An 11679-nucleotide genomic window follows, 5' to 3' on the forward strand; every position below is an offset into this window, starting at 1 on the left:
AATTCCCAGGGCTTCACAATGCAATGCCCACCGCTGTACAAATGAAAAAGCATTGATTCCTCACCTCCGGAACCCATGCATCGCGGCACTTCATCCAGCGAGTGCCAGGCGGTGCAGCCCGAAAGGACCGATATCCGTGGCACAGCGCGTAGTGGTCACAGTCTCTGACGACATCGATGGCGGAGAAGCCTCGGAGACGGTCACGTTCGGCCTCGACGGTAAGTCGTACGAGATCGACCTCAACTCTGCCAATGCGAAGAAACTGCGCGGCGCCCTCGCCCCGTACATGGAGGCGGGCCGCAAGCGCTCCCGCTCCGGCAAGACCTACCGGCGCACCGCCGTCGCCCCCGACCCGGCCACGGTGCGGGCCTGGGCCCAGTCGCACGGCATGGAGGTGCCGCCGCGCGGGCGCATCCCCAAGAAGATCTACGAGGCGTTCAACTCGGCCGGCTGATCCGACCGATCCGGTCCGGGGATCGCGCCCGTACGCGTCCCGGATTCGCCCACGCGCCCCGGCGGGAACCACCGTCGGGGCGCGCCCGGTAAGGCCCGGACCATCTCCCGCGAACCCGGAGTTGCATCGCACCCCCTTTGATCGGCTAGAGTCTGGAGCACGCCGAAGGGGACGGGCCGAAAAGCCCAGAACTTCGATCATGCGGGTGTAGCTCAGTAGTAGAGCGCCCCCTTTCCAAGGGGGAGGCGCAGTGTGCGATCCCTGTCACCCGCTCCACTGCTCAACCGGTCTATTCGATCAGGTAGAGTGGTCCACACGCCAGCCGATGAAAGTCGGTCGGTGGCAAATGCGGACGTGGCTCAGTTGGTAGAGCATCACCTTGCCAAGGTGAGGGTCGCGAGTTCGAATCTCGTCGTCCGCTCAGTGAATATGTCGAAGGCCCCGGTCATCACGACCGGGGCCTTCGACATATGCCCGCACCTTCCGCTCTCCCCCATCCGGCGCCCCCTCTTCCGGTGCCCCTTCTCCTGACACCTCAGGTTCCGCGGCCTCCGGCTCCCCTTCGCCTTCCCCCTCCCCCGGGGTCCTTCGTTCTTCTCAGCCCTTCCGACCTTTCCGATATCTGCGCGCGAGCAACCGCTATCCGCTCCCCCGGCAAACGACCAGTAAAGAAGTCCCGGTGGGTGACCCGCCCGGTGGGTGGGTGTGTGGGTGTGAACCTGCCCGGTGGGGGGTGGGTGGTTCCGGCCGATGGGAGTGGCTGGTCGGCCGGTGGGGGTGTGGGTGGGTTCCGGCGGCGCCGTGGGGTGGGTCGTCCGGGTCGTCCGGTGGACGTGGTGTGGCGGTGGACACATCGGCGGGCGTGGGACGCCGGTGTGCTCCGTTCGCCCGCAAGGTTGGCTATAGTAGGACGCGCACCACACGGAAACGTGCGGTTCATGCGGACGTAGCTCAGTTGGTAGAGCGCAACCTTGCCAAGGTTGAGGTCGCGAGTTCGAACCTCGTCGTCCGCTCGGTGAAGGCCCCCGGTCAGTGATCGGGGGCCTTTTGCATGCCCAGGGTGGGTGGGGGCGCGTCCCTGAGTGCGGGTTGGGTTGCTCGCCTCAGGGTGGTCACCCCGGGAGGCAGGGTTGCTCGCCTCGGGGTGCGGGTGCGGGTGCCGGTGGGTGGGACGGGGCGTGGGTGAGGCTGTCCGCGCGGCCCCGGGGCTAGTGGGGGGCCGTCCGCCCGGCCCTGGGCCTGGTGGGGCCTGCGGGGCCGGGCGGGGGCCGCGGGTGGCGTCAGGACCAGGTCAGGCCCGTGAGGCGCTCGTACGCCTCCACGTACTTGGCCCGGGTCTGGTCCACGACCTTGGCGGGGAGCGGGGGCGGCGGCAGCTCGCCGGTGCGGTCCCAGCCGGCCGCCGGCGAGGTCAGCCAGTCGCGGATGAACTGCTTGTCGAAGGACGGCTGGTCACGGCCGGGCTCCCACACGTCGGCCGGCCAGAAGCGGGACGAGTCCGGGGTCAGCACCTCGTCCGCGAGCACCAGCCGGTCGCCGTCGTAGCCGAACTCGAACTTGGTGTCGGCCAGCAGGATGCCGCGCTCCCTGGCGATGTCGCGGCCCCTGCCGTACACGGCGAGCGTGGCCTGCCGCAGCTCGGCCGCGCTCTCCGCGCCGACCTGTCGGGCCACCTCCTCGTAGCTGACGTTCTCGTCGTGGTCGCCGACGGCGGCCTTGGTGGCCGGGGTGAAGATCGGCGCGGGCAGCTCGGAGCCGTTCTGGAGGCCGGGCGGCAGGGCGAGGCCGCAGACCGTGCGGTTCGCCTCGTACTCGCGCAGGCCCGAACCGGCCAGGTAGCCGCGGGCGACGCACTCCACCGGGACCATCCGCAGCGCGGTGCAGACCACGGTGCGGCCCGCCCAGTCGGCCGGGGCACCGGCGGGGAGGTCGTCGACGGTGTTCCAGGCCCGGGCGACGTGCCCCGGCATCAGGTCGGCGAGTTGGTCGAACCACCAGAGGGAGAGCTGGGTGAGGACCCGGCCCTTGTCCGGGATGAGGCTGGGCAGCACCCAGTCGTACGCGGAGACCCGGTCGCTGGCCACCATCACCAGTTCGCCGGCCGCGTTCCGGTACAGGTCACGGACCTTTCCGGTGTGCACGTGCACCAGGCCAGGCACCTGAGCGGGTTCGGGCTTCTCGATGAATCCGGACACGGTTCCTCCCGGTGGTTTTGTCCAAGAACCTCGATTCTCGCGTATCGGGTCGGATGCGGCCGACCTGGGCCCGCCCAGGTCGGCCGATGCACCGCGGACCGCCGGGGTGCGCCGCCGCACCGGGCCCGATCAGGGGCTCAGTCGCGCTTGCAGATGCGGTCGAGGAGGTTGGCGGTGGCCCGTTGGATGCGGGCGTCGACGTGGCCGGGGCGGTCGAGCGCCGGGGACCAGGCGAAGGTGCCGGCCGCGAAGACCAGGGCGCCGCTCGGCGCGCGGTACAGCGAGGTCTCCTGGTGCCGGGGGGTGCCCTCGCCGTCCTCGTACGGGGAGTGGGCGAGCAGGATGCGACGGACGTGCTGCGGGAGGCTGGTGCGCGGGAAGTAGCGGTCGGCCTCGCCGGCGACCATGCCGGGCAGTTCGTCGCCCTCGCCGGCGCCCGTCGCCTCCCACAGCCAGTGGTCCGCGTTGCGCACCACCAGCGGGGCCGGTTCGGGCACCCGGCCCGCGTACTGGATGCCGATCAACTGCTGCTCCGGGCTGGCCACCTCGCGCCACAGCGCCGGGCGGCCCGGGCCGCGGCGCTTGCGGCAGGTCAGCAGCCGGTCCGGGCCGGCCGGCGACGGGGTCAGATCGACCTGCCAGTACATGGTGTTGGCGGACAGGAAGACCAGCGAGGTGCCGCCGTCGCGCGCCTGCTCGGCCTTGCGGCGCATCGGGACCGACCAGTACTCGTCGTGACCGGGGAAGACCATGCCCCGGTAGCGGCCGGGGTCGATCCGGCCGGCGTGCAGGTCGCGGGTGTTGGCGTAGCCGAGGTCGTAGCCGTACCGCTCGGCCCAGCGGATGAAGTCGTACGCGTGGCCGACGTGCAGCGGGAGCCCGGCGCTCGCGTACGGCCGGTCGAAGGAGAGCGTGGTCGCCGCGTCCTCCTCGCCGAGCAGCCGCCCCTGCTCGTCCCACGCGTGGTAGAGGCTGGCGCCGGTGCGGCCGTCCTCGGGGTAGAGGTTGTACGCCTGCCAGGTGACGTCGGGCAGGACCAGCAGCAGGTCGGCCGGGTCCTGGTCGCGCACCGTGAACGGGATGTGGCTGCGGAAGCCGTCGCGCGTGGTGAGCACCGCGACGTACGCGCCGACCTGCCAGTACGAGGGGACCTGGAGCCGCCAGGAGAGCCACCAGTGGTGGCAGGAGACGGTGCGCTCGGCAGCGAGCGGGGCGGGCTGGACGATGCCCGCCAGCCGCGGGCTGGTGGTGATCTTCGCGGCGCCCTCGCCGCCGTAGTGGCCGATGCGGTAGATGTCGACGCTGAACTCCTGCGGCGGGTTGACCGTCACCCGGAAGTCGATGGCCTCGCCCGGGGCGACGGCGCCGGCGCTGGCGAACCCCTTGATCTGGCGCTGCACGTCGTCGGCCATCCGGGGGCCGCTGCGGTCGCCGGTGCGGCCGGTGCGGCGGGCGGCTGCGTACGCGCCCCAGCGGGCGTGCAGGCGGTCGTCCGCGTCCGTCGCCCGCGCGTCGTGGCCGCGGGGCAGCGGGAAGGTGGTCGCGCCGGGCGCATCCACATGGTCGACGTACCAGGGCACGACGTGCCCGGTGTCGTCGAAGTAGTGCTCGCTCCCCCGCAGCCAGGGCAGTGGGCCCTGGCCGAACGGGTCCGAAACGGCGTGTGCGACAGCGCCGGACTCCCAGCGCCGGATGTGCTCCGTGCCCACGTGCGCTCCCCTCCCTGCGTACCGCATCCGGGTCCGCACGACCGAGCGCGCCGTGCTGTCGGGTCGCTGCGGACCGGGCCCCGTCCGGGGGGGTCGTCACACCCCGTCACCCGGCGGGCATCGTCGTCCCCGCCAGCCGGCCCCTGTTGGCCCCTGCGCTTTTCTCTCGAATGACAACGACTGATCCCAGCACATCACATTTCGCGCCCACACCGTCACTGTTCGTCGCGAAATGGTGTGCGGAACCGGCGGATCGATGCCCGGCGGGGCGCACACCCGCCCCTCCCGACGAGCACCCGCACGCCCCGTGTCCCCCGGGGCGCACGCGGTGGGGCGATAGGGGCGCAGGGGCACGGTCGGTAACGGGCTGGGGGTGTACGGGGTGAGGGGTGTGCGGGGCTGTGAGCTCGCGGCGCTGTGGGTGTGCGGCGCTGCGGGTGTGGGGTGGGTGTGCGGCGCCGTGGGGTGGGGCGGGGCGTCCTGGGGCGGCGTACCGGAGCGGGCGGGCGCGCTCTCGGGGGCTGCCGGTGGGTGCGTGGGGCTGCGCGTACGCGCGTACGCGGGGGAGGTGAGGGACGCACTCGCGTACGCGGGTGGGGCGGGGCCCTGGCCGGGTGGGGTGGGGTGGGGTGGGGTTGCGCGTACGCGGGCGGGGTGGAGCCCGTGCCGAGTGGGGTGGGGTTGCGCGTACGCGGGTGGGGTGGGACGGACCCGTGTCAGTGAGGTGGGCTTCGCGTGCGCGAGTGGGGTGGGGCTGCGGAGACGCGAGTGGGGTGGAGCTGCGGGTACGCGCGTACGCGGGTGAGTGGGTGGGCCTGCGCCTGGATGGACCCCGCGCCCGGGTGGGGCCCGACCGGGAGGGCCCTCACCGGGTGGGGTCTGTGTCGGGTGGGTCAGACGAGGCGGATGGGCTTGTCGGGGCGGGCGCCGACGTCGTTGAGCCAGGTGCGGAGCGGCTCGGGGTCGCCGTCCTCGACGAGGCTGAGCACGTGGGGCGCGAGGTCGGTCCGGCGCTCGCCGTCGATCAGGAGGGACGGGCCGTCGAGCCAGTCGAGCCCGGGGGCGGCGCCCGCGGTGTCCATCGCGGCGCAACAGACCATCGCGGTGACGTGGTCGGCGAGCAGTTCGCGCCCCGTACGGGGTGGCTGGAGCGGGAAGAGCGGGGCGAGCCCGTCCAACCAGGGCTCCCCGCCGGCGCCCACACCCGGTACGGCCGCCGCCGGCCCGTGCGCACCGGCCGAGGCCGCCGACCGGCGCTGCTCGGCCTCCTCGCGGGCCAACTCCGTGGTGAGCCGGGCCGCGAGCCGGTCGGCTATCGCCGCGGGATCGGCATCCGCCCCACCGGGCACGGCCAACTCCGCGAACATCCGGTCCAGCGTGGGCTCCACCCCGAGGTCGGGGCCGAAACCCGCGTCGGGCCCCGGGGTGGGGGCGGCGGCCGGGCTCAGCGCGTCGGCCTCCGGCCCTGAGGTGGTCGAGTCCGAGGTGGTCGGGACCGAGCTGGTCGGGTCCGAGGTGGTCGGCTGGGGGGTGACCGCGTCCGGGGCGGCCGGGCCCGCCGGGCCGAGGGCGGCCGAGCCTGACGCGGCTGGGTCTGCGGTGGTGACACCTGCCGTGGAGGCGGCTGCTGCGGGGCCGGCCGGGCCCGAGGCGGCCGGGCCCGGGGCGTGCGCCTCCGGCGGGGTGGGGGCGGCTGGCACGGGTCTCGTCGGGGCGGGCTCGGTCGGAGTGGACCCGGTCGGGGCGGGTTCCGTCGCGGCGGTCGGCTGCGCAGTCGGTTGCGGGTGCTGCGGTACGGGGGGTGGGGCGGGGGTGGCGTCGGCGGCCGGCGGGGGCGTGGCCGGGGCGCTGTCCTGCGGGGTTGTGGCCTGGCCGGCCGGCGGGGTGGCGGGGCTCGGCGCCGCCGGCGGGGCGGTCGCGTGGGATCGGTCCGTCGATGCGCAGGGCTGGGCGCCGGCAGGTGGGGTGGTGGCCTGACCGGCCCGGAGGGCGGCGGGGCTCGGGGCAGCCGGCGGGGCGGTCGCGGGGGCCTGGCCCGTGGGCTGTGCCGGGTGGGGACGGTGGGTCGGTGGGTGGGGGAGGGTGCCGAGGGCCGCGTGCAGGCGGGCTGCCTCCTGGCGCCACTTCCGGTCCACGACCTCCTCCGGATACTGCTCCCAGTCCACCGGGGACCACGCCGGGCTGGGCGTCGCGGGGCCGCCGTGGAAGAGGCGGGCCGCCAGCAGCGAGGTCGCCTCGTCGATGGCGCCCGGTTCTTCCAGCAGGTCACACGCGGGCCGCTCGCCCAGGCGGGAGGCGAAGCCCTCGGCGAGCCGGTCGCGGCGGGAGAGTTCGGTCAGCGCGGCCACCACACCGGCGTCCAGCCGCGCCGGCCAGCGGCCCATCCGCCAGGCGGGCAGCGCCACCCGGGTGAGCAGCCGGTCCCAGCCGGCGTAGGCGAGGCCGACCTGTTCCTGGGCGACGATGCGCAGCCCGTAGTCCACGTGCTGCGCGCGCTGGGCGGCGGCAGCAGCCACGCCCCGCTCCATCTCGGCCGCGTGGTCCCGGCAGGCCCGCAGCAGCAGCCGTGCCACCCAGCCGACGAAGGCGTACCAGGGGCGCCGGACGGCACGGCCGACGGCGGCCAGCGGCGCGCGGACGCCCCGGCGCGGGGCGGGCCCAGGCGCGGGCGTGGGCGGCGCAGTGGTGCTCGCGTCGGCCGCCGCGAAGGGCCCCGCGCCGGCGGCTTCGGCGCCGGGCTGGTGAGCAGAGTCCAGGGTGTCGAGGGCACCGGGTGGGTCGAAGGGGTCGAGCGGCCCGGAGCCGTAGCGGCCGGCGGGCGTGGCCGGGGGCGGCGGCCCGTCGGGCCTGGCGTGGGGGGCGCCCACCGTGCTGCCCGGGGCGGCGCCCGCCGTGGTGGCCGGTGGTGCGGTGCGGGTGGTGGTCGCACCGGTGCGCTCGGGCGCGTACGCGACCGGGCCCGGGTGGGCGGGCGCCGGCCGCCGGAGGTGTGCGGGCGCTTCGGGCGCGGGGTCGGCGGGGGCGGCCCCCACCTCGTACGGCGCGCGGACCCCGGCGGAGCGGGCCGAGTGGGCCGGCGCGGCGACGGCGGCCGGCACCCGCCCCGCGGGCGCACGCCCGGGCGTACGGGCAGCAGCGGCGGCGGAGTCCTGGTCGACGCCCGGGGCGACGGGGCCGTACACACCCCCTGCGTACGGAGCCGGCGCGTACGGGTCCGGGCCGTAGGGCTCCGGGGCGTACGCCTGCGGGTCGCGGGCGTCGGTGAGCAGGACCGGGTCGGGGGCCGGGGCCTGCCACGGGCCCGTCGTCCGCTCGTCGTCCGGGCCGTCGCCACGCTCCGGCCCGGGGCGCGGCCCGGCGTGCGCGTCCCCGTACGGATCGGCGGCGGGGTACGGATCAGCGTCGAGGTCCGCGTACGCGTCATGGGGCGGGTGGTCGGCGCGGACGGCCAGGGCCACGGCGGCGTCCAGGCCGCGCACGAAGCGGCGGGCAGCGGCGATGTCCGGGTGGGCGGCGGGGCCGGTGCCGGCCACCACCGGGGCCAGCAGCGCGCGGAGTTCGGCGACCCGCATCCACCACAGGAAGGGCGAGCCGATGACCAGCACCGGAGCCGTGGACGTGGCGCGCTCAAGGTCGTCCGGGCGGGCCGGCGCGCGGTCGGCGGCCGGCCCCGGTCCCGGCACGGGATCGGGCGCGGGGTCGCACCAGGGGGCGTGCGCGGCGCCGCGGGCGAGGCCGGCGGGGGCGCCGTGCGCGGCGTTGACCGTCGCATCGGGGGGCGGCGCCGCGCCGGGGGGCGGCTCGGGCGCACTCCGCGCGGGCGCGTGCGTGGCCGGGGTCTGTGCCTCGCCCGCCGGTTCCGCTGGCCGCCGCGCACCCCGTCGCAGCCGGCCGAACCTGCTGGTCCTGCGGCCGATGGCGCCGGCCGCGGCGCGGCGGCGGGCGCTGGCCCTGGCCCGTCGGGCGCTGTGTGTGCGGTCTTCCAGCCAACTGTCGCAGTCTGGTGTCAGGGCTATCGCGGACGGGGCGGGCACGCCGAGTTCGTCGGCGAGGTCGTGCACCAGTCGGTACAGGTCGGGGGCGCTCGCCCGCGGGATGGGCACGGTGGGGCTGAGCGCGGGGCGCGCCCGCGCGATGGCCACCGTGACGGCCGCGGCCACCAGCAGGGTCAGCGCGGCCAGGCCGACGGCGACCCAGCGCGCGGTGCGCCAGCCGGCGCCCGCGCCGCCGATGTGGCCGGTGCTGCCCCCGACGAGGAGCAGCACCGCGACGGCGGTCGGCAGCAGCGCCACGGCCTGCGCGGCACCGCGCACGCGCAGCACCGCGAGCGCTCGTGCACGAGCTCCCGGCGTATCGGCTTCCGGACCTGCCATGAGACGGATCACCCCCTACTGCCCTGCGGTGAATGCGACAGCGGACGTCGCCGGCGTGCGTACCCCACCACTGTCGCACCGGCTACTGACACCGCAATGTCGGTGTGCGAAGGGCCCCCGGCCCGCGCGGCAGCCGCTGCGCCACTTGCCGCAGCGTGCTTGCGCGGCACACTAGTTGCGGCCGGGAATCACGTCACCCAGATAGCCAAGCGCTCACTCAATGGAATGGCTTCATACAGGGGTAGGAACCATTCCGGTCAGATAGCGGAACCTGCGCCTGATGGGTGAACGACGAGGCCGGGGGCGGTGCCTCGGCCGAGCGCCCGTGCGGCGCCGGGGCGTGTGCCCAGGGCGTGCCGCAGGGGGTGGTGCGCCGGCGCGGCCGTACCGAGCCCGCCGACCCGCACCCGCCCCGGCCGCCGCCCGGGGCCCCGCGACCGCTGCCGCCCCAGGTCTTGGACCGACCACCATCGCCGCAGGTCAAAGCGGGTGTACGGGCCGGCGTCCGGCCCGCCAGCCGACCCCCGCGACCGGCTCCAGCCACCAACCGCTCGCCGGCGACGGCCACCGTAACCGTGCCGGTTTCGGGGCCCGGGGCAATGCCCCGCCCGGCATCCCGCTCGCGCCGCCCGGACCGTCTCCGCCGCCGTGCCCACCGCAGTACGCCCGCCGCACCGGCGCCGCCCACAAGTGGCTGGACGCCCGTCGTACCGTCGGGTGTTCCGTCGGTGGCACGGCCAGGTCGGGGCCAGTACGGGGGCCGGCACGGGGCCGCCGTCACGCACCGTGGGTGATGCGGGCCGCCGGCAGCCGGCGTGCGGACCGCCGCGCCCTGCGGCCCGGCCTGCGGCGGGAACACGCCGGCGGGGGCGGGCGGCGGGTATGCGCCGCGGGCGCGGCGGATGCGTCCGGTCGCCGGGGCGTCGAAGGGGCGCCAGGGGGTGCGGGAAGCCGCGGGCGGGTGCGTTCGGCCGCGCTCGGCGGTGTGGCGGGGGTGCGAGCGCCGTCCGCCGGCGGGTCGGTGCTGGGGCGCCGATGCCGCGGGGATCGAAGGCCGTGGGCTGCGCGGGCCGCGGCGGCGCCGACCGCGCGACGATGCACCCGACCGCCCGCCCCGCGTACGCGCGTACGCCGGCGGCGGGCCCGGCCGTACGCCGATCGCGCTCCACCGACCGGGCCCCGTACACCATCGGCCTGACCCGTACGACGCCAGCCCGGGGCCCGGCACACCGGACGCCGCCGTACCGCTCCCGGCAGGGCCAGGGCCGGGGCGCCGGGCACGGGCCAAGCGGGCACGGGCCAGGGGGGCCTTAACCTCCGCGCGCCCCGCGCGCCCGCGCGCGATGGCGACGCCGCGCGGACCACACACCGGGCAGCACCACGGCCACCAGGCCAACCGCGCCCAGGGGCCGGACCGCTACCGGCTAACGCCTACTGCGGCTCCGCCGCACGCGCGGCGATGTCCGTCCGGTGGTGGGAGCCGTCCAGGCCGATCACGTCGAGCGCTCCGTACGCGCGCTCGCGTGCCTTCGCCAGGCTGGAGCCGGTGGCCGTCACGGACAGCACCCGGCCGCCGGAGCTGACGACCTCGCCGGACTCGGCCAGTTTGGTGCCGGCGTGCAGCACGTACGTCTTCTCGTGCTCGGCTGCCTCGGCCAGGCCCGTGATGGGGTCGCCGGTGCGCGGCGTGCCGGGGTAGTTGTGCGAGGCGATGACGACGGTGACCGCGGCGCCTTCGCTCCAGCGCAGCGGCGACTGGAGTTCCAGCGTGCCGGTGGCCGCCCGCAGCAACACGCCGGCCAGCGGCGTCTTGAGCCGGGCCAGTACGACCTGGGTCTCCGGGTCGCCGAAGCGGGCGTTGAACTCGATGACCCGCACCCCGCGCGAGGTGATGGCGAGCCCCGCGTACAGCAGGCCGGAGAACGGCGTGCCGCGGCGGCGCAGTTCGTCGACGGTCGGCTGGAGGACGGTTTCGAGCACCTCGTCGACCAGCTTGGGGTCGGCCCACGGCAGCGGCGAGTAGGCGCCCATGCCGCCGGTGTTGGGGCCCTCGTCGCCGTCCAGGGCGCGCTTGAAGTCCTGCGCCGGCTGGAGCGGGAGGACGGTCTCGCCGTCGGTGATCGCGAACAGCGACACCTCGGGACCGTCCAGGAACTCCTCGATGACCACCCGGTCGCAGGCGAGCGCGTGCGCGCGGGCGACGGCGACGTCCTCGGTGACCACGACGCCCTTGCCGGCCGCGAGACCGTCGTCCTTGACGACGTAGGGCGGGCCGAAGGCGTCGAGCGCCTCGTCCACCTCTTCGGCGTTGACGCAGACGTAGCTGCGCGCGGTGGGAACGCCCGCCGAGGCCATGACGTCCTTCGCGAACGCCTTGGAGCCTTCGAGGCGGGCCGCGGCTGCGGACGGGCCGAAGCACGCGATGCCGCGGTCGCGCACGGCGTCCGCGACCCCGGCGACCAGCGGCGCTTCCGGGCCGACGACGACCAGGTCCACACCGAGCGAGCCGGCGAGGTCGGCGACCGCGATGCCGTCGAGGACGTTCACCTGGTGCTGCTCGGCGACCTCGGCGATGCCAGCGTTGCCGGGCGCGCAGTGCAGCGCGGTGACGTCGGGGTCGAGCGAGAGTGAGCGGCACAGGGCGTGTTCGCGGGCGCCGCCGCCGATGACGAGGACCTTCACGGGCCCAGCCTAAACGTCGCCGCCCGCGGCCCCGCACCCGCGGCACGGCAACGCGGTGCCGCGGGTGCGGGGCCGGGTCGAAGTGGCGGGCGGGAGAGGTGGCGCGCGGGCGTACCGGGCGCGCCGCGAACGCCCGCACCCTCGCGAACGTCTCGCCCTCCCACACACAAACGCCCTCGCGAACGCCCTCGCGCGCGAGGAGGCACGGCCACACCCGTACACCTGGCCGCTGCCGTGGGGGGGGGGGGGGGGGGGGGGGGGGGGGG

The 11679-nt window shown here is 75.7% G+C and carries 5 protein-coding genes and 3 tRNA genes; 4 read left to right on the plus strand and 4 right to left on the minus strand.

Going from position 1 to position 11679, the window contains the following annotated elements; all coding sequences use genetic code 11:
* Positions 1 to 136: 136 nt before the first annotated feature.
* From ACMA1D_RS27790 to ACMA1D_RS27805, 4 genes are all read left to right on the plus strand, one after another.
* On the plus strand, positions 137 to 454 hold the full coding sequence (locus ACMA1D_RS27790; protein WP_414726744.1) for a histone-like nucleoid-structuring protein Lsr2: 318 nt from the start codon (positions 137 to 139) through the stop codon (positions 452 to 454).
* Positions 455 to 655: 201 nt separating this feature from the next.
* Positions 656 to 730, plus strand: a tRNA-Gly gene (locus ACMA1D_RS27795).
* 72 nt (positions 731 to 802) lie between these two features.
* Positions 803 to 875, plus strand: a tRNA-Gly gene (locus ACMA1D_RS27800).
* A gap of 519 nt (positions 876 to 1394) precedes the next feature.
* Positions 1395 to 1467: transfer RNA gene (locus ACMA1D_RS27805), tRNA-Gly, on the plus strand.
* A 267-nt stretch (positions 1468 to 1734) separates the two neighbouring features.
* Here the strand turns inward: ACMA1D_RS27805 and ACMA1D_RS27810 are convergent.
* From ACMA1D_RS27810 to purD, 4 genes are all read right to left on the minus strand, one after another.
* The gene (locus tag ACMA1D_RS27810) at positions 1735 to 2649 is read right to left on the minus strand and encodes a phosphoribosylaminoimidazolesuccinocarboxamide synthase (protein ID WP_414726745.1); all 915 of its coding nucleotides are present in this window, start codon (positions 2647 to 2649) and stop codon (positions 1735 to 1737) included.
* A 137-nt stretch (positions 2650 to 2786) separates the two neighbouring features.
* Entirely contained in the window at positions 2787 to 4358 is a 1572-nt protein-coding gene (locus ACMA1D_RS27815; protein WP_414726746.1) for a N,N-dimethylformamidase beta subunit family domain-containing protein, read from the minus strand.
* An 893-nt stretch (positions 4359 to 5251) separates the two neighbouring features.
* Positions 5252 to 8731 carry a hypothetical protein gene (locus ACMA1D_RS27820; RefSeq protein WP_414726747.1) on the minus strand — a complete coding sequence of 1160 codons (3480 nt, stop codon included), beginning with the start codon at positions 8729 to 8731 and terminating at the stop codon, positions 5252 to 5254.
* Between the two features lie 1431 nt (positions 8732 to 10162).
* On the minus strand, positions 10163 to 11413 hold the full coding sequence (gene purD / locus ACMA1D_RS27825; protein WP_414726748.1) for a phosphoribosylamine--glycine ligase: 1251 nt from the start codon (positions 11411 to 11413) through the stop codon (positions 10163 to 10165).
* Positions 11414 to 11679: the final 266 nt, after the last annotated feature.

This window comes from Streptomyces sp. 796.1, assembly GCF_047525675.1.
Taxonomy (GTDB): Bacteria; Actinomycetota; Actinomycetes; order Streptomycetales; family Streptomycetaceae; genus Streptomyces.

Bases quoted from the DNA above. Each gene is read 5' to 3' on its own strand.
- ACMA1D_RS27820 (WP_414726747.1), bottom strand. From the start codon at position 8,731: ATGGCAGGTCCGGAAGCCGATACGCCGGGAGCTCGTGCACGAGCGCTC.